This is a genomic window from Sphingomonas sp. Ell38C01 (genome assembly GCF_055231975.1).
The window spans coordinates 23,074-40,888 of record NZ_JBUYVA010000001.1; the positions used below are offsets into that span (position 1 = coordinate 23,074).

Annotated in this window: 21 protein-coding genes; 7 read left to right on the forward strand and 14 right to left on the reverse strand. The window is 62.3% G+C overall.

Annotated features, from left to right (window positions below; translation table 11 throughout):
* Positions 1 to 61 precede the first annotated feature (61 nt).
* Positions 62 to 1,720 (reverse strand): dipeptidyl-peptidase 3 family protein, encoded by a 1,659-nt coding sequence (locus ACV7NO_RS00100; RefSeq protein ID WP_463404006.1) that lies wholly within the window; start codon positions 1,718 to 1,720, stop codon positions 62 to 64.
* An 83-nt stretch (positions 1,721 to 1,803) separates the two neighbouring features.
* Positions 1,804 to 2,499: a M20/M25/M40 family metallo-hydrolase gene (locus tag ACV7NO_RS00105; protein ID WP_463404007.1), complete on the reverse strand. Its 696-nt coding sequence runs from the start codon at positions 2,497 to 2,499 to the stop codon at positions 1,804 to 1,806.
* Positions 2,500 to 2,585: 86 nt separating this feature from the next.
* On the opposite strand from ACV7NO_RS00105, the gene ACV7NO_RS00110 reads away from it, so the two are divergent.
* The 3 genes from ACV7NO_RS00110 to ACV7NO_RS00120 are packed head-to-tail and all read left to right on the forward strand — an operon-like array spanning position 2,586 to position 3,992.
* A complete protein-coding gene (locus ACV7NO_RS00110; RefSeq protein ID WP_463404008.1) occupies positions 2,586 to 3,023 on the forward strand; it encodes a DUF6950 family protein in 438 nt (145 codons plus the stop codon).
* A gap of 19 nt (positions 3,024 to 3,042) precedes the next feature.
* Positions 3,043 to 3,327: a hypothetical protein gene (locus ACV7NO_RS00115; protein WP_463404009.1), complete on the forward strand. Its 285-nt coding sequence runs from the start codon at positions 3,043 to 3,045 to the stop codon at positions 3,325 to 3,327.
* Positions 3,324 to 3,992, forward strand: coding sequence for a hypothetical protein (locus ACV7NO_RS00120; protein WP_463404010.1), 669 nt, complete (start codon positions 3,324 to 3,326; stop codon positions 3,990 to 3,992). The genes ACV7NO_RS00115 and ACV7NO_RS00120 overlap by 4 nt, the downstream gene beginning before the upstream one ends.
* 19 nt (positions 3,993 to 4,011) lie before the next feature.
* Here the strand turns inward: ACV7NO_RS00120 and ACV7NO_RS00125 are convergent, their stop codons facing one another.
* From ACV7NO_RS00125 to ACV7NO_RS00140, 4 genes are all read right to left on the reverse strand, one after another.
* Entirely contained in the window at positions 4,012 to 4,287 is a 276-nt protein-coding gene (locus ACV7NO_RS00125) for a BrnA antitoxin family protein (protein ID WP_463404011.1), read from the reverse strand.
* Entirely contained in the window at positions 4,280 to 4,537 is a 258-nt protein-coding gene (locus tag ACV7NO_RS00130) for a BrnT family toxin (RefSeq protein WP_463404012.1), read from the reverse strand. The genes ACV7NO_RS00125 and ACV7NO_RS00130 overlap by 8 nt, the downstream gene beginning before the upstream one ends.
* A gap of 175 nt (positions 4,538 to 4,712) precedes the next feature.
* Entirely contained in the window at positions 4,713 to 5,258 is a 546-nt protein-coding gene (locus ACV7NO_RS00135) for a DUF4145 domain-containing protein (protein WP_463404013.1), read from the reverse strand.
* An 86-nt stretch (positions 5,259 to 5,344) separates the two neighbouring features.
* A complete protein-coding gene (locus tag ACV7NO_RS00140; RefSeq protein ID WP_463404014.1) occupies positions 5,345 to 5,857 on the reverse strand; it encodes a hypothetical protein in 513 nt (170 codons plus the stop codon).
* A 376-nt stretch (positions 5,858 to 6,233) separates the two neighbouring features.
* Here ACV7NO_RS00140 and ACV7NO_RS00145 point away from each other — a divergent pair, with 376 nt between their 5' ends.
* Genes ACV7NO_RS00145 through ACV7NO_RS00155 form a run of 3 tightly spaced genes read left to right on the forward strand, consistent with a single transcriptional unit; the run spans position 6,234 to position 7,064 of the window.
* Positions 6,234 to 6,509, forward strand: coding sequence for a hypothetical protein (locus tag ACV7NO_RS00145; RefSeq protein WP_463404015.1), 276 nt, complete (start codon positions 6,234 to 6,236; stop codon positions 6,507 to 6,509).
* Positions 6,510 to 6,543: 34 nt separating this feature from the next.
* Positions 6,544 to 6,876: a hypothetical protein gene (locus tag ACV7NO_RS00150; RefSeq protein ID WP_463404016.1), complete on the forward strand. Its 333-nt coding sequence runs from the start codon at positions 6,544 to 6,546 to the stop codon at positions 6,874 to 6,876.
* Positions 6,873 to 7,064 (forward strand): hypothetical protein, encoded by a 192-nt coding sequence (locus ACV7NO_RS00155; RefSeq protein WP_463404017.1) that lies wholly within the window; start codon positions 6,873 to 6,875, stop codon positions 7,062 to 7,064. The genes ACV7NO_RS00150 and ACV7NO_RS00155 overlap by 4 nt, the downstream gene beginning before the upstream one ends.
* A 598-nt stretch (positions 7,065 to 7,662) precedes the next feature.
* Here ACV7NO_RS00155 and ACV7NO_RS00160 read toward each other — a convergent pair.
* The 6 genes from ACV7NO_RS00160 to ACV7NO_RS00185 form a co-directional block, all read right to left on the reverse strand.
* On the reverse strand, positions 7,663 to 9,006 hold the full coding sequence (locus ACV7NO_RS00160) for an IS1182 family transposase (protein ID WP_463404018.1): 1,344 nt from the start codon (positions 9,004 to 9,006) through the stop codon (positions 7,663 to 7,665).
* Between the two features lie 524 nt (positions 9,007 to 9,530).
* Positions 9,531 to 10,118, reverse strand: a complete 588-nt coding sequence (locus ACV7NO_RS00165; RefSeq protein WP_463404019.1) for an RES family NAD+ phosphorylase — start codon at positions 10,116 to 10,118, stop codon at positions 9,531 to 9,533.
* Positions 10,119 to 10,127: 9 nt separating this feature from the next.
* Positions 10,128 to 12,962 carry a DNA methyltransferase family protein gene (locus ACV7NO_RS00170; RefSeq protein ID WP_463404020.1) on the reverse strand — a complete coding sequence of 945 codons (2,835 nt, stop codon included), beginning with the start codon at positions 12,960 to 12,962 and terminating at the stop codon, positions 10,128 to 10,130.
* The gene (locus ACV7NO_RS00175) at positions 12,959 to 13,444 is read right to left on the reverse strand and encodes a hypothetical protein (RefSeq protein ID WP_463404021.1); all 486 of its coding nucleotides are present in this window, start codon (positions 13,442 to 13,444) and stop codon (positions 12,959 to 12,961) included. The genes ACV7NO_RS00170 and ACV7NO_RS00175 overlap by 4 nt, the downstream gene beginning before the upstream one ends.
* Before the next feature lie 173 nt (positions 13,445 to 13,617).
* Positions 13,618 to 14,550, reverse strand: coding sequence for a hypothetical protein (locus ACV7NO_RS00180; RefSeq protein ID WP_463404022.1), 933 nt, complete (start codon positions 14,548 to 14,550; stop codon positions 13,618 to 13,620).
* Positions 14,522 to 15,598: an HD domain-containing protein gene (locus ACV7NO_RS00185; RefSeq protein WP_463404023.1), complete on the reverse strand. Its 1,077-nt coding sequence runs from the start codon at positions 15,596 to 15,598 to the stop codon at positions 14,522 to 14,524. The genes ACV7NO_RS00180 and ACV7NO_RS00185 overlap by 29 nt, the downstream gene beginning before the upstream one ends.
* A 244-nt stretch (positions 15,599 to 15,842) precedes the next feature.
* Between ACV7NO_RS00185 and ACV7NO_RS00190 the strand changes: the two genes are divergently transcribed.
* Positions 15,843 to 16,436: a histidine phosphatase family protein gene (locus ACV7NO_RS00190; RefSeq protein WP_463404024.1), complete on the forward strand. Its 594-nt coding sequence runs from the start codon at positions 15,843 to 15,845 to the stop codon at positions 16,434 to 16,436.
* Between the two features lie 442 nt (positions 16,437 to 16,878).
* Here ACV7NO_RS00190 and ACV7NO_RS00195 read toward each other — a convergent pair whose 3' ends face one another.
* Positions 16,879 to 17,175 (reverse strand): hypothetical protein, encoded by a 297-nt coding sequence (locus ACV7NO_RS00195; RefSeq protein ID WP_463404025.1) that lies wholly within the window; start codon positions 17,173 to 17,175, stop codon positions 16,879 to 16,881.
* Positions 17,176 to 17,367: a DUF6771 family protein gene (locus ACV7NO_RS00200; RefSeq protein WP_463404026.1), complete on the reverse strand. Its 192-nt coding sequence runs from the start codon at positions 17,365 to 17,367 to the stop codon at positions 17,176 to 17,178.
* Positions 17,368 to 17,815: the final 448 nt, after the last annotated feature.

The window sequence follows — 17,815 nt, forward strand, 5'->3', positions numbered from 1 at the left end:
TGAGCATTGAACGGCTATTTTCAACAAAGTGGACGTCCCGACGCCACCCCGGATCTTGCGGTCAGATTTGCAGTGCGTAGATTGGTTCGACATCGACCGGTAACGCCTTCATTGTGACAATTACGGCCTGCGCATCGGAGTCGAGCTTAGAGTAACGGGCATAGAAGGCTTTCACCCCCTCATAATCACCATCGCCCTGCAGCTTGACGATGGTTGCGACAAGATCGCCAATTGCCTGGTCCATCTTGTTCGGGTCGACGCGAAAGCGCTTTGCCGTCGCATCCCAGACCACCGCGCCATGCTCACGCAGGAAAGCGTACTGCGCCGCCGCACCTTTGGCATGGGCTTCCCCCAGCCCGTAGCGCATGAACCGGAAGAGCTGGACAAGGTAGGTCGCATAGAGCTTTGGCCGGTCGGCCTCCGCAAGCTCGCCCTTCTTCATCATGAAGAGGATATTCCACACACCCAACACGTCCGCCTTACATTCCTCAAGGCCCGAGAACTGCTCTTTCAACTCGGCAGCGACGCTGGTCTTGCGCCCGCCCTTGACGATCGTGCCGGGTCCAAGGCTGTGCGACAGTTCGTGGAAGAGCGCGTGGTTCAGCATCTGCTCCTTGGAGACCCAGGCAGCCTGATCGGTCGCCAACACGAGATTGCCCATCGGCGCGACGATACGGTCGAACTTGGCGCCGATGACATTGGCGAGGAGAACCTTCTTCGCGCCCTTCGCTTCCCGCACGCGTTCATCATTGGGAAGGTTGAAGGCCGCAGTTTGAATTCCCGCCTTGGATTCGCCACCGCTATAGATCTGGTCGACGACGGCGATGGGGGACTCGAAACCGCGCTGGAAGTTCTTGTAGCGCCCCGCTACCGGCAGGTTGGCTTCCATGTCGCGCAGGTAGTGCTTGTACCTATCTAGCGCCGCCGAAGCCCTGGGATTGCGCAGGGTGACGAATGCTTCGAACGCGGCCTTCTGTCCGTAGAGTTCGTCACGGTAGCTCTCATAGGGTCCGATTGTCACTTCGATCGGCGTGCCCTTCACATCCATCCATGCGAGCTCAGACTGGAAATAGTCGTCAGTCCGAAAGGCCTTCGCGCGCAGCGACAGAAAAGTCCTGAGACTAGCGTTCGACGTTGTCGCCGCCGCCTGATCAAGCAGCTTCGCTGCAGGTTCCAGCCACTGCGCATAATATTTCGAATAGGGGATCGCGATCAACTTCCCACCCGAACGTCGCACAACAGTATAGGCGTTGAGCAATGCGTCCCTTTCGGCGGGATGAACGGCGAGATAGGCGTCGAGTTCGGCTTTGGTGAGATCCTCGGGATAATAGCCGCCGCCAGGGGCTGGGCGGCGGGTATCCCAGAACGGAGCGTCACCGTTGAGACGATCCCAGGGGCCGGCCATCAGGTCGAACATCGCAAGCAGGCGCGCTCTGTCGGGACGCGCGGATGCCGCGATCGCCGCCCGAACCGCTGGGTTGCTGTCTCCGTTCTGGCGCAGGTAGACGTGATTCAGCTCGTCCGCAGCCAAGTTGAGCAGGTTGACGACCTTGCGCTCTTCGGCGGTCAAATAGCTTTCGTCCGGGCGCATATCGACACGCACCAGCGCAGCACGCGTCGCTGCGAGTGTCGCCGCGTCCTCAGTCGCAACGGGCGGCTCCGCAGAGCCGGGGATGGCGACAAGGGAGAGAAGCAAAATCGCCAATGAAAGGGAGCGCATGGCGGCAATCTGACAGACCGAAACGGCGCGATCAATATCGCGGTCATTCGGGCGTGAAAATATTCGGATCTGGCCAAGCGTCGTCAGCGCCGCCGGTCGGCGGTCCTTGCGCGCTCTGCGGCGAACGGCTCCGTCCCGTTCCAGCCCGGCCAGTTCCGCCCATCGGCGATCTCCCGACCGAGCGCGTAGGCGACGCTGCCCTCCTGTGCCGCTCCGGTCATGTCCCATCTGCCGTCGAATTCGTCGCAGGTCTGGTGGTAGCATTCGGCGTTGTAGCGCGCGCGCTCACGCTCGCCCGCCGCCACCCCGCCCTTCACGAGATTGCGGCCGGCGCGGAAATAGACGCCGGGCACGCCCTTCTGCGCGAAAGCATAGTGGTCCGAGCGATAATACCACCCTGCCTCGGTGTTCTCCTCCGGCACGACGCGAAGCCCCTGCGCCGCGGCGGCGCGGGCGAGGTCGGCCTCCATCGGCGTGCGCCCGACTCCGATCAGTTCCAGGTCGCGGGTGCGGCCGAGGACGACGTGAGGATCGAGGTTGAATTGCGCCGCCGTCGTCGCCAGCGGCAGCACGGGGTGATCCGCGTACCAATAGGCGCCGAGCAGCCCCTTTTCCTCGGCCGTCCACAGCGCGAAGACGACCGAGCGGCGCGGACGCGGACGTTGCGCGAACGCGCGTGCGATCTCGAGCAGGGTCGCAGTGCCGGTGCCGTTGTCGATCGCGCCGTTGCGGATATCCGCGACGATCAGGACCGCGCTGGCGCATCGGCGCCGGGACATCCTGACGCGGCGGCCTTGGGTGGGCCGAAAGCCGACGATGCCGTCTCCGCGATCGTCGTCGGCAGCCCAACAGTTCGGAGAGCGGCGTGGGCGAGATCCCGATAGCGGTCCGACGAACGGCAGCGACGCAAGCGACGCTCGATCATTGGAAGGGCAAGCCGTTTCAGTGGGGCAAGGTTGACTGCGCGCGCCTCGCGGCGTCGCACCTTCGGCGATTCGGCCACCGTGTCGTCATGCCGCCAGCCGGCTCCTACCGATCGGCGCTGACAGCGCGCCGGCGGCTACGGGAGCGCGGTTGCGCGAACATGGTCGAGGCCATCGACGCGCTGGGGCTTGAGCGGATCCCGGCCGCTGCGGCGGTCGAGGGCGACATCGTCGCATGGCCGGCGGACAACGACCTTGGAGCGCTGGCGGTCCAGCTTTCGAATGGCCGGGCGCTCGGGTTTCACGAATCGTGGCCAGCGGCGGAAGTAATCCAGATCATCGAATGGGAGGCGGCGTGGCGGGTGACCTTCCGTGAGTAAGGGGCTCGCAAAGGCCGCGATGATTATCGGCGCCGTAGGCCTGATCGCAACCGGCGTCGGCGCGGTGGCGGGCACGGGGCTGCTCGGCGCCGGGCTCGCCGGAGCCGCCAGCACGATCACTCTCGTCGGCACGATCGCCAGCGCGGTGAGTGGGGTGCTGGCCCTCGCCGCGGCGGCAACCGCTCCGAAAGGGAGCCTCGGGGCCGGGTCCGCCACCAAATTCACGATCGCGAGGGAAACGGGCATCCCGATCGCATTCGGCCGCGCGCCGCCCACCGCGCGCATTCGGAGAACGAAACGATGACGGCCGTGAACCTCTTCGTGCGGCACGACGCCGCGCACATCATCACCGACGGGGCGATGTTCGATACGTCCGGCCGGATCCTGTCGATCGCGCCGAAGCTGTTGACCATCGGCGCCTACCGAATGGCCATCGCGCTGAGCGGGTGCGCGTCGATTGGCCAGATTGCAATCCGGTTGCTCGGTCGCGGGGTGGATAGCCAGGCGCTGGCCATGGCAGCGCTGCCGGCGGTTGCCACGGACATCTATCTCGCCAACCTCGAAGCGTTGGCGAACGCGCCGGCGACGGACCCGCATTTGCAGATCTACGTCGCGCTATGGTCCGATCGGAACGACGAGCCTCAGGGCTGGATGCTGTCGACGAAGCCCATGCCGCATTGGGGGGAGTACCAGCCGGGCACCTGGTCACAGGTCGACGAGGTCGTGACGCCTGACCTGCCGTTCGACGCCGACGCGTGCGAGTTCGACGGCGCGATCGTCGAGCTGATGGAGCGCCAGCGCTCGGTCGAGTGGCCGGAGGGCGGCTACTTCGTCGGCGGGCACGTCGAGCTCGCCACGGTGCGGCGCAACGCGATCTTCCCCAAGATCCTGCACCGGTGGCCGGACACCGTGGGCGACCTGATCCGGCCATCCCGGTGCGGCCGGACCCTACCCGCCGCAGTTGCGTAGGATAGGATAGGAAATCCGCCTACCGGCCAAGCTGGGCGCTCGCCGCTTTCAGGGCTTCATTCATCCTCGACTGCCAGCCGGGGCCGGTCGCGCGGAACCGCTGCAACACGTCAACGTCGACCCGCAGCGACACCTGTTCCTTGGTCGAACCGCGCGGGCGACCACCCTTCGACTTGACCAACGCGGCGGCGACGGCGGCAGGCAACACCTGGTCCGCCGGCCGCGCGCGAGCGAACGTCTCGTCCGTCCATTCGGGGTTATCGTCATAGTCGACGGGGGGAAGCGGCTTATTCATACCGGCGCATCTCCTTCTCACGCGCACGCCGCAGGCTGATCGCGCGGACCTCATCGTCACGGATCGTGAAGACCAGAACGCGCCCCTCGCCGTCGATTCGGCCGATCGCGCGGTAGCGCGTCTCGCCATAGTCGTAGCGATCATCTTCGGCGACATGGGGCGTCGCGTCGAACCCGGCAAAGTCCGCGAAGGACAGGCCATGCTTGGCGATGTTCGCTTCGTTCTTCGCGGGGTCGAACGTGATGTCCATAGAGGTATTTGTAGATGCGAAAACTTCACGGGTCAAGAGGTTTTTGTAGATACGCATAGTGGGTGCTCCATCTGGAGCCCCTCACACCTTGGGAACCGTTTTCCCACAGGAGGGCCGCCGGAACCGCGTTCGCCCCTTAGGCTAACCCTTCGCTGTGAAAATAAACTGTCGTCGGTCAGCCGTCCCCGCCGGCGGCGGCGATCCCCCGCTGGATCCGTGCAGTGAGAACGAACAGAAAATTGCCCAGCGCCTCGACGAAATCGACTGCCTGCTGGGCTTCCTGTGGGGAGACATGAGGATTGTCCCCGTCAGCGTGGCGCGGACGGTTCGCCCCGAGGCGCACCGAGTGCGCCCACGTGGCCATCCCTTCCGTGAGGTGGCGATCGGCAAGCGCTCTATCGATCCGCGCGTAGACCGATCCCTCCCGATACCCGAGCTCCTTGAGCATCGCGTCGACGGCGCTGCCAGCCATGACCGCGGCGGCATCGGGGGCCGCTAACGTCCGATAGGCTTGATCGAGATAGCGGCGCGCGGTCTCTGGGAGGTCCTCATGCGCCGTCTTTGCAATTGGCCAGACGTCGATAATGATCGGGTTGTCGGTTCCGTCGAGAGCCCCCTCGACAACGACCGCCCCAGCGCAAGCTTCGCAGGCGTAAAGCGCCCATCTGCGCCGAACGTTGGTAACCCTTCCCCTTATACTATCCTTGGGCCGGGAGAGCATCCCGATATTCGGGGTACTGATCCCGCAATGAGGGCAAGACGGCACCGAAGATAGTGGATGGCCAATTCGGTCGGTCATTCGTCGTCCTAGCTACGTTGCGGCAAAGGCAGGGCCCGGCTGGGCGACTGTTGAGCGGGGGGCCTTAGGCCGGCGCGCTTCGGCGGCGGCGCGTAGACGCTTCCCTCCCCTTGCGGCCGGCAACCGAGCGCCTGGAATAGATCGGGTCCGTCCGATCGGCGGGGGCGGGCGGACAGCATATCGCGCTGGATGGCGAGGCAGCGCCGGTCGTTCGCCGCGGAAGCCGACCTTGCGGAACCCGTTACATTGATGGCCCCAATCCACCCGGTGAGCGCAAGAGCAATTCCAGCAAGCATTCCTAGCCCGCCCTTCACGCTTCGATGACTGCCATCGCTCAGAACGCCATAGAGGATCGCAAGGGAGGCCGCGAGCATCAGACCCGACAACGAGAAGCCATTCGGATCGACGAATTTCAGCAAGGGTGCCACAAAAAAGGTCAGCACAACCGCGGCCAGCCCGTACCCCCAAAACGACCGGATCAGGATGCGATGGGTTTCCTCGGGGTCCAGGCGGCTTGTCATGCCCCTTTCTGCCTCGGACTGCGCTGCTGCGCTAGGGTGAGCCGGAAAACCGGCGCGCGGAAGCGATCCCCTTGGCGGAGGATGCTTGCGCTTCGAATTACATAGGTGCAACATAGCCGTGGGCGTAGAAACCCGGCTCGAAATTGGCTGCCTGACCCTTTGGCGAGGGCTTCGGCAGCGACGCGATCCTTGGCGGGATCGCCGCGCTCACGCTTGGCGGCGTGTCGCAACCTGGCCCTTATGGCCGGGGGCGGTACGCCATGTCCAGCGCGAAAGCGTAAAAGCTGCCGGCCTGTTTTTCGAGCAGGTTTCTACCCCCCGGCTCCAGGTCCGCCACCTGGATCGGCCGTAGAAAGCCGTTCTCGAAAGACGAAACATGCACCATTTCAGGACGAATCCGCCCTCGCGGCAGATCCCCCCTACCCCCGCGCTGCTGCCCAGCACGCCGCGGCCGGACCCGCTGCGCGCCCGCGTGGAGGATTACCTTGCGCTGACCGAGACGACCGCGGGCACGTTCGGCCGCGCGGCGGCGGGCGACTTCGGACTGGTCCGCAAGCTGCGCGCCGGGGAGAGGGTCGACCCGTCGACCGCAGCGCGCGTCGAGCGGTATATCGCCGCCGCCCTCGCAGCCGAGGGGATGGACGATGCTTGAGGGCTTGACCTTCACCCCTGCGATCCCGCCCCGCGTGGCGCAGTTCATGCGAATGGTCGACGCCCTCGAGCGCAACGAGATCGAGGCGGCGGTCGACGCGCTGATCGCGCGCCTCGACGATCGCGACGGCGACCCTGATCGAGAAGACGACGACAGCGACTGTTGTGCGGCTGGCGACGACCGCATTGAGTCGGGGCCCGTGCACCCGAATGCGCGGGCCTTCTGGGAGCGGCACGACCGTTACACCGGTGCGCTTGTCGGCGATGACGCGGACGCGGAGGCCAGCGACCCGCCCGGCTACGTGATCGACCAGTCGGCGGCGCTGTTCCTGACCGCGGCGTATGACCAGCCGGGGTTCGGCGCATGACGCCGGGTGAACGAGAAGCGCTCGACGCCCTGGCGCGCCGACTGGTGCACGCTGCGGCGGTTGCCAAGCTGTGCGCCCGAACGATCGTCGCGGATCACGACGCCACGATGGCCCTCAACGGCGTAGCGGAGATCATCGGCGACCTCTCCGGGCGTGTCGACGCCATCCTAGAGGGGCACCGGCTATGAGCTTCGACGAAACGATGGAGATGGAGAGCATAGGTGATCACTCGGGGGACGCGGCTTCCTGCTTTGGAGGATATCGTACACCTGCCGGTGCCCGATTTCCTTCACAATAGTCGACACTCGCAGGCCCATTCCGCCTTCCCAACTTCGGTCGCTCGTTCATGTCGAGGAACGCGGGTCGGAATGGCTTGGTTTGGGACATTTCTGCCGTTCACCGGCGACGTGTCGAACGGCAGATGTCGCCAAGAGCCGACATTCGGCGTCTGCCTGACCGGCACCGCAGAACGACAGAGATTTGGCCGGTAGCCGATCGACGAGTTTCGCACGCTGACCGGCCAATAGCTGCCATAACGTCGTCGCTGATCGGCGCGACCTTGCCTAAAGCCGCCGGGCCGGAAGCGACTAAAGGCAGACGTAGCCGAGCTACGTGGCCGATCTTGGAAGCTGACATTCTGAACAGGGTTTCTGACACACGCAAACTTTTGGAAAACCGTGGTTGGATCTGCAGCCGCAAAACCGACCGAGACCGTTGAAAAAGGCTGGCGTGAGATCGGCCTGGCGGATGGCTGGTGACGCCGTACACCGGAGGATGCGCCACGTATCAGGCCGGCGCGGCCTGCCGGGCCAGCAGCTGAAGGTTGTATGCTGCGGCAGCCATGGTGAACTCTTCGGCTGCCCCGGCGAGGCCCCGCAGCTTGAGCGTTCGTAGCCCCAGATTGCGTTTCAGATGGCCGAACACGCGCTCGATCCGCTGTCTTCGACGCCGCGCGTGCACATAGGCGTCGGTGCCAGCAAGGGCGCGGACGGTATCGCGGGCATCCTCGCTGACGAGGCGGGTGATGCTGCGTTTCCGGCTGACGGTGCATTGGGGCTTCAGTTCGCAGCCAGCACAATCGGCGACATGGCTTCGGTACACGCGAACCTGGCTGGCGCGTCTGGTGCCGCAATAGCCGAGCGGCTTGTCCGCCGGGCAACGATACGCATCGGCCTCGCGATCATAGCAAAAGGCATCATGTGTGAAGAAGGCGTCGCGCTGGCGGCTGCGGTCGATGACCGGGATGTACGGAATGATTTTTCGGTCGATTAGCCAGCCAAGCAACGGGCCGCTGCCATACGCCTTGTCAGCCGCAAGGCTTTCGGGTGCGATGCCCAGCATGGTGCCAGCACGCGACACCAGTGTCCGGGTTGCCGCAACCTCGGACGAGAAGCGCGCCGGCGTCGCCTCCACATCGAGGATGCAGTCGGTATCGAGGTCGAGCAGCGGGTTGATGGCGTATGCGTAGCGCGCCGGCCCGTGCTTGCAAGTGAGCGCCGCCTGCGGGTCGGTCGGCGAGATGCTGGTTGGAATGACGGGCGCAGGTTCGTCGGGATCTGGCGGCAACGCGGCGTCGAGCGCTGCCAGATATTCAGCGACCGGTCGCGATATGCTGTCCCCGGCACGAAGCTCGTCCGCGGCATCGGCTCCCTTCAGTTTCTTCTCGCGGCTGGCGTCGGCCATGATCGTGCTGCCGTCCACCGCCAGGTCGCGCCCCGCCACCAGCCCGGCCGCGGCGCACCGAGCGACCACCTGCTCGAACAGCAGACGATGCAGGTCGCAAGCGCGGAAGCGGCCGTGCCGGTTCTTGGAGAAGGTGGAATGGTCGGGCACCCGGTCGGGCAGATCGAGCCGGCAAAACCAACGATAGGCGAGGTTGAGATGCACCTCCTCGCACAGGCGGCGTTCCGAACGGATGCCGAACAAGTAGCCGATCAACAGCATCCTGAGCATCAGTTCCGGATCGATCGAGGGCCGCCCGCTCGTGCTGTAGCTCGCCGCCAGCGCCTCGCGCACGAAGCCGAAGTCGAGCAGCCCGTCGATGCGTCGCAGCAGGTGGTCGGCAGGCACATGATCGTCCAGGCGGAACCCGTAGAACAGTGCGCCTTGCGCCACCTGCCGACCCATCATGTTCGTTATTCCTTACCGCCTGGTAGGAGTGAATCACGCCTCCGGCCCTTTCGCAAGCAGCCGTTTTTCAACAGTCTCGTACGGTTGTGAAATCCCGCACCGGCGGCTTTAGACCGTTCCAGTCCTGAGAGCTGACTGGTAGGAAAGTCCCCAAACCCAGCCGTTCCATCGTGCGCAGCGATCGCGATGAACGAACGGCAGTTTCAAGATCAGCCGGTGACTGGCCGAATGACCGATATGCGCCGCGTTGCTGTCGGACGGCCTTGCGCTGTGCGAACGGTAGGTTGTGGTAGAAGCAGCCGTCCGAGGCAGAACCGCGAATGACGCATGTTGGTCGAGAGCTGCCCCGCCCATTCGCGTGCTCCGAGACCCAGTTGTAGACATTCACGCCGCCCTTCCCGCTCCCCAGTTTCGGACATTCGTTCAGCTTGATCTCACGGCTATTTTTGGCAAGCCAGACTGGCAACGGCTCAATAGTAGGGAGGCAGCATACAAAAACTCAGGGCAGCGTAGCTGAGTCACAGCTATCTAATGATCTGAACGCATAGCTCTTCCAGAGCTTTCCGGAGGTTTCCCGCGGAGACAAGCGGCCGACCGGTTCCCGCGATCAGCTTTCCCGGAATGGCGCGGTCGAAGACGGCAATACAGTGCGTACCCGTGAGACGTGATCGGTAGAGAAAGCCGTCGAGAGCAGTTTGATCGTGCACGTATTGGGCAACCTCACGGGAGGCGGCCCATCCGTCGATATGGCCTTTCGCACCGGCAACATCCGTTGATAAGCCTAGCTGAAAGCAGCCGTCGGTCCGTAGATCGACAAGATTGAGCGGCGCTATTGCGGTGAGCGACGCAACGCTGGAACCGGTCAGTTCAGAACTGAAAAGACAGCGCTCCGGGACGCATTCAAAGCGATCCCGAATTATCGTTTCCGCAATGGCTGTCGCGAGCGACGCAGCAGCATAAAGGGTGTGGAAACTGCCATCCACACTACTGAACCTTGCTTTTCCGGGCCCGGTGCCGAGCGGCGTAGCAATATGTCCGATTGGAAAAATGCGCTGGTACGACCTCGGCAAGAAGGTAGATGTGACCTTGGTCAGTGCATCTGCCGCCAGCATCATATCCTGTCAGCGAAAGTCGCGGTCGAGTAGGGAGCGCAGCTCGCTGAGGCCACGCGCCTTGAGTATCCCCAAAGGCGTTTCTTGGGCTCGCCCGGCGACGGGCTGAGTAAGCCAAAGCCATGCGACGCGCGCGTCACCGATCTCAGCAACCACCCGGTCCAAGCCTTCCGCGGGCGCGGCCCCGACAAATTGAGCCAGAGGGAAGAGCGTCACTCCCTTGTCGTCGGCGAAGCTGACAACCTTTCTGCTCTGGGCCCATGAATCGAGTGACCCTGGCGATATACCCAACTTCTCGCGCAGATCCCGCGCGTTCATGAGAGGACCCGCCCATCGCTCTACGGAAAGAGCGGTGGCAAGCGACTGCAATTGGCGATCTGCTTCCTCATCGGTCAGCGCGACACCCAAATCTTCGCCCCGGTCTTCCTCGATTGAGTTGCCGAGGAAAAGCGGCAGGGCCGATCGGCCAACACTCCCTCCAGACCTTCTCGATCGACGCTTCGACGACACACCTCGCACTGCCCGCTCGTTTGCACCGAGAGCAGCCTTGAGATCGTCCATCAGGTCAGCATCGAGATCATAAGCCTCGAGAGTGGCAGCATCGACCGCCGCGAGAAGCTTGGCGAGTTCCTCGGGGCTGGTGTCGGGGCGCTGCGCGGCGGCCGTATAGGCACGACTGAGGTCGCCGAGCGCCGCGGGAATCCGAGCCGGGACGGGCGCATTTTCGAGGGTGCGGATACGGAAGCGTTTGTCGAAGGAATGTTCGGTGAGAAACGCGTTGATAACAGGACCGTTCAGCAACGCAGCGACGGCATCCAGATCGACATTGGAGTGATCAGGCGTCGGCCAGAATACAATAAACTGCTGCGAAGCGTGGCGTCCCTGACGATCTACCGCCGCTGCGAGCCGCCAATACCCGCGGCTCAGTCGACCGGCATTCGCCAAGATCTTGGGCGCGTGCCAGGGATAACCGCCCCCCCAACGGATAGCGCCGCTCGATGCGTCGAGATACCGGTGCGATCCAAGAACAAATTGATCGAGCGCGCGGCTGTCCATAAAGCCGGGAACGCGATCGGATCCCGAAGTGTCGAATACTCGCGGCGTGACCTTGAATTGGCCATGCCACCGAAGGCCCCAATGTCCGTGCACGAGGGAACCAAGGGTCGGCAAATCACTGAGCGCGCTCCACACATGCTGCAACGGAGGCGACCAGAGGGTTCCATCCGCTGTCGCCGAAACCTCACGTGTTTCCTCCGAGATGTGCGAGGGAATGCGGTCAACCGCAAAGCGCTTCTTGTCGGCGTCATACACGGCGCTCGACCGCACGCGCTGCGACGCGCCTGGTTGGCGCAGGTCGCGCGCGATCAGGAGCGCCGTGTCGAGCTGCGAGACATTGAAGACGCCGTCAGGTAACGAGACGAGTTCGACTTCCCCGTAAAGTTGTTCGACCGCACGACGCTGCGAGCGATATCGACGATCGACCAGCAGCGTGTTTGGCACGACGAAGCCCAGCATTCTCGGCTTGGCACGCAAGGCGGTCTCGAGCGCGAAGACGGCCTTCGAACCGTCAATCGCATAAGCTTCTGGATATTTCGTCCGCTCGTCGCGCGTAAACGCTTCAAATGGCGGGTTGCACAATATGACGTCCTGGCCCTCAATGCAGGCGCCCAATGCGCTCGCGACGAGCAGATCCTTCTCCTGGATCTTCCACCCATTTGCGTTAGGATAGTCGGCCAGGATAAGCGAGAGCTTGGCCACCTCGCACGCGAAGGGATCGATCTCGGCACCGCCAATGTGCTTGATAAGCAAGTCGTGGCGCCGTTTGTCACTCCAGTCATGGGGCAGACCATCGCGCATCTGGCGGAGCGCCGAGCCAAGGAACACGCCTGCACCCGCGAACGGCTCGTAGACGTTGAGCGGTTCCGTGCCGAACTCCCAGAGCCTGAAGCGATCCAAGATATAGTCGGCGACATGTCGCGGGGTACTGTGGGTGCCAAACTGCGCACGCGCCTGGGGCGTAACTAAGGTGGACTCATAGACATAGGCGAGATCGTCAGCGGAGATGTTCGCCACGTTAAAACCCGCCCGGAACGCCTTCCAGACGGGATCCAGCATCTCCAGCGTGCGGGCCGGCCAGATTTGCGTGTCGTTGCCGAGCGCGTAATAGTCACCCATCTCGGACAACACGTCCGCAACGTTGTCCGCATCCCAAGTCCCTGCGCGGCCATTCTGACGATCGGTCAGAATTTTGGCGGCAAGCAGGCGAAAGACACCGCGAAACAGGAGGCGCATCGCGTCGTTATTGTTTACGTGCCGGACGTCTGCGACCGCCTCGCGTATTAGCTTATCAAGCTTGATATGGATTTCCCCTTCGATTGCGGGGATCAGCCCGATATCGACGAAGTCCAACTGATATCGAGTATCGACGCGACCGATCGACTTGGCGCGGTGGATGACGTCGGGGGCCCAATCATCGCGATGCCGCTGGAACATCTCCGGCAGGTGGTCGATGGGAACCCGCTCCAGGAGTCTTGGCTGCTGCCTCGCAAAAACCTGCCAAGCGGAAACATCGTCTCCTTCGACAACGAAGAAGAGCGGCGCGCCCAGAGCACGGTGGCTTTCTACCAGGAACTGGGCGGTCTCCGACGATCCTTCGGCGACCGCAAACGCTGCCGATCGATAGGACGGCGGCGTCTGGGTGAAAGCGACCATAGGTACGGAGCGGGTGCCGCCCGCGGTAACCCAGACATCGCTATAGGCATACCCGCGCCGCACCGCGTCTGCGCGATACCCAAGCGCAGCGGTCTCCTCGGCAACCAGATCAAGGACGCGCGCGAGATTCATGGCCGACCACCGGCAACCATTGGTGGAAACGCAAAGTCGTGCTGGGGACTGGTGCCCGCAGCCATGAGACGCTCGCGTAATTGAGCGACCAGCGGCGCCAGTTCGATCACGATCGCCAGCGAGTGGACAGGAACCTTCTGTTCGGGCTCGACAAGCAGAGCCCGCCCCTGAGAGGGCACGAGTACGAGGTAGGCGCGCTCAAGCCTGGGCCAAGAAGCGGCACTGCAAAGTTCGAACAAAGCGCTGGCCACCGGTCCGAATGTCGAGACCGGCGATTGGAGGGCTTCACTTCCCGCCTGCACGACGGCCGCAGCCAGAAGATCGCCGGCATTGAAGCAGGCAGAACGGCCCGTCTCAAGATTGAGGGGAGGTAAGGCATGGCGGTACGTCCGCCATTGCTGTTTGCTCAGCGAGAGCGCAGCCATCACCTGCCCGGGCGTGAAAAGGATGGACAAGGGACGCTCCAAGGTGTTGACGGACAACACCTTAGGGTGCGGAAAGGTCGGTGTAAACGGTACAAATTAAGAACGAGATCGGGTGTGCCGCCGGATTGACGGTCGGCGGCAGGTACCGGAACATAAGCGTTAAGGCCGAACACAATGTTCGCAGAGGAGCCTCTGTTCGCCCCTCGTCAGTAGATCGTCCGTTTCAAGCCTTAAAAGAGGACAGCCCGGTGGATGGGGTGAGTCGAATGGAAAGTCTTCTCGAACGCCATCAGCAGTTCGCTCGCGAAACGATAGCCTTCATTCTTCAATTCGCGAAAAATCTCGTCGGTGTCGCGATTGTCCTTTTTCAAGGTCTCGAGATGCTGGCGCGTCGCCTCATCATCGATCCGTCCAAGAAAGATGTTGTAGCTGTTTAATAGCTCGCGCGTGCGACTCTCTCCGCAAATTTGCACTAGGCGGTCCAACGGCGTCATCGAGAATAGCTCCTCGAGAATGTCGATCTTCGCCTGCTGGCTCCGGTCAGCGGTCATCGCGACACTGAAGAGACCGCTGGCGTAAATAAGCTTGCGAGAGAAAACGAGTTTAATGTTGCGGATTGCCCAAGGCTTGTTCGCCTCCTGGGTCTTAAAGGCATAATCTACGGTAATCGTACGCCAGTACCGAATAATGTCGTTCAGAAGATACTGGGCAATGTGATGATCTTCGCGCGTCTCCGACACATAGCGCGCGATGATCTGTCGCCTGACATCCTTGAACGCAGCCTCGTTCGTCAAATACTCTCCTTCAAGAAGGTATAGCATCCTCCTCGTAATTGTCTTGTTGACGTCTTTGTCCCCACCGAAATTTGCGAGGATTTCATCTTTGGAAATGAGGGCCTCGAAGGCGCCGCCAGCAGCCGGCGGCTTCGTGACGATCTGCGTGATCGCGGTTTTTGCGTCGTCGAACCATGTGGGTTCAGCCTGTTCAAGCTCGGGAACAAGGACGTAGAAATCTAGGTCCGAGCCGGCCGTGGCTTCACGCCGGGCATACGATCCGCACGTCAGCGCGACCGCATTGGCCGGGACGATCGGTGCGAGCGATTTACGCAGCGCCTCCAGCGCCGCGTTGGACGCCTCAGTGGTCTTCTCGTAAGTCGAGTTCATGAAATGACGCCGGCAGCGAGGGGCGAGGAAGATCGTCGGCAGTGGCGGGATCGGGTGCCCTCATCACCCTGTCCTCCTTCCGCTGCGTGTATCGAGCTTTATCGTTGCGGGAATAGAAGTCAAACCGATGATCCACCGAGAAAAATCGGGCCTTGTACGCTATTTCCTTTTTCTCGTTGTGAGTGGCCCGTGAGCGCAATTCGAAGTTGAGAAGCAATTTCTTTAGGTCGGGAATCTTCCTGAATATCTGTTTTTCGGTCAGGAAATAGTCATTGCGCTCGAGGCAAAGAATGTTGCTCGAGACTATAGCCTCGCACAGGTAATCGGACGCCACGCCGAATTCGGAGCGCACTATGAACCGATATGCGTAATCCTTATATTCCCAGAAGTTGTCTACGGTCCGCATATCGGCGGGTGTAGCACGATGTATCGATGCGAGGACGACCTTTTCCGGGCTGAGCATGTTCGGATGCGGCCTGACATACATCCACGACCGCAAGATGCCTTCGATCGTATCGAAGTTGATAGGACCGTTGAAAAAACCGTCAAAACGGTCTTGCTCACCGCTCGCAATAGCAAGCACTTCTTCGGGGTCGAGGCCATATGCCAGCAAGATATCTGTAATCTCGCGACCATGGGGCGAGCGGCCTAGGATGATGTCCGCACCGGCGATATGATGATCGATGCCGAATGCGCGTTTGAACGCACCTTCGAGCGTGTGAGACAATGGGGCGTGCCCGACATCATGAAGAAGTGCTGCGGCCCAGGCGAGACGCCCTTCCTTCTGGCTCAGCCCCTTGACCTCAGCGTAGAGCTTGGCGAGCCTGGCGACGCCCAGACTGTGCTGCATGCGTGTGTAGCGGCGATTTCCGGGGGCACCATTGGGATAGCGCACGAGGAAATAATCGATGCCGCCGAGAAAGCGGATGTCCGCCAGGCGGCTGAACGCAGCCGTAGCAACGAGCTCGTGAAATAGCGGATCGTCTGACGCATTACTCTTCGCAACCGGCTGCATATAATCGTAGGGTTGCAGCTCTTCGCTATCCATCCCCCCGGCCGCCCGTCCAAAGCTGGGTAATGCGTGTAGGTTCACTATTGTCTTTCCCCGGCCATATCTGCGCGCGGCGCATCGACCATGACTCACATATCTCGAATGAGTTTACGCAGCCCGCACGGCATATGCCATCAGAATGCGATGAGTGGGCTCGTGTGATCCGATGCGCCGCGACGGCGATTGCGTGAACCGCCTCTAACGGGCATGCGCCCAGCGGAGCAATAGTCGGAGGGTAAGGGTGGAACGGCTTTTTCTCGTCCGACATGCACAGACGGACTGGAACGCCGAGCGACGGCTGCAAGGTCATGCGGATCGGCCATTATCGGCCCTTGGCCGTGAACAGGCCGTCGCTCTCGGGCGATATCTGCGGGACACGGAGTTCAATTCCGTCTTTTGCTCGGATCTGGCGCGGACACGCGAGACTGCCGCGCTCGCAGGATACACTGCAGCCCAACCGGATCCTTCGTGGCGCGAATTTGATGTGGGCAACTGGAGCGGGTGTCTCATCGACGACCTCATTGCAAACGAAGATCAGGCCTATTTTCGCTGGCGCTCGGGTGAGCACACGCCACCTGGTGGCGAATCTTGGTCGGTATTCGAGGCTCGCCTGCGCGCCAGTCTCGCGCGCCTCTCATCAATACCAGGCGAAGTACTTGTCGTAACGCATAGTGGCGTCATCCGCGCAATCATGAAGATCATACTGGGCGTGCCTGCCGGCATGCTCTCTGCGGTTGGCCATGCCTCTGTAAGCGTGCTTGATTTCAGGACCGTCCCAAATATGGATCGCTACGATGCTCGGCCCTTCTACGTCGAAGAGGCCGTTTCCGACTGATGATCGACGTGCCTGTCTCCCGCAGCGTTTAACCGCCACGCTGCGCTCGTTTCGTCACTTCCACCACACCCTACGCGATCATCCCGCGCAGTGGGGTCGCGCAACTCAACTGAGAGACACTCCACACCCCTCCCTCAGAGATGAACAAAAACGCATTTACGCTGTCTCTAGCTCTAAACCGGACGGGCCGGGTTCCACCAGTTTTTCCAAGAAGCAGACGGTCCGCTCTCAGGGACATGCCTGTATCGTCAACCATTCGAGCCATATCGGACGGGCTCCACAATCTGCAGTGGTCGCCCGACCGTGGCGTTACGATCACCGCGCAGTCACGCGAATGAGCGTGGCGGAGCCGATGTGCCAGCGAAGCTGTGATACGGATGCGCGGTCGACCACATTGAATTGCCGGATTGCATAGCTGCCGCTGACCGTCGATCCCGCTGCTTCAATCGCGAAGCCGCTTGATCTTGCGCTTCCACGCGGTCTCGTCGCGCGGAAACCGGTCCGGGGCGGTAGGCGGCGTGTTCGCCGGTCGGATTTCATAGGGCCGCCCGCCACACTTCAGACACCGCAGGCGGTCTCTGACCGCGCTGATGCGGGTATCCCAGCAATTGACGAGGAACCACCGGGTCAGCTTCTGGCCGTCGACCGTCGAGCGATGCCCGCACGCGCAGCGGCATTCGACGTTGGCGGCGATCTTATGCAGATCGAAGAGCGTCTCGAACCGCCGGTTCGCGCCCATCTACAGCGGCAGCGCGATCTGCCGCCGGTCGTGGACCGGGGCGGGATGCTCCAGCTCCTCCACGATCACGATCGCCAGTTCCAGCGCCGCTTCCTGCCGCAATCGTTCGCTGGGTGCGGTTATCCCAACCCGGACCCAACCGGGCGCGGTGAGGATCATGCTGGCGAGCGAGATGGGGCTGAGCTTGTGCATGATCCAGAACAGACCATGAACATATGATTCGGGCAAGAGATCATGTGTCGCTGCTCGCTCGATTCTCGACACCCTGCCCTGTTGGCGTCTGCGGGCTGCCCTCGTCGCCGAACACGATCGCTTGGCTCTGATGAATGTGAAGCAGGCTTTCCGGGCATTGGCCGAACTATTCCGGTGCCGGTCGCACATTCCACTTGCCTGCCGTGCCGGGCAGAGCAACTACACGGCTGCCCCTCGTGAAAGCCGGGGGGCGGGGCGTGGAAACCCCTCTAACACTGCTCGGTCACGACTTTAGTCGGGGCCGGGTGGCATGCGCGCATGTCCAGCCGGCTCGCCGGTAAAGGCGCATGCGCCTGTGTGTTAGCAGGTTTCCAACATCCGGCTTCGGGCCGTCGCTCCGAGAGGACATAGGCGCGACGAACGAGGTCATCGGCAACGGCGTCGCCTA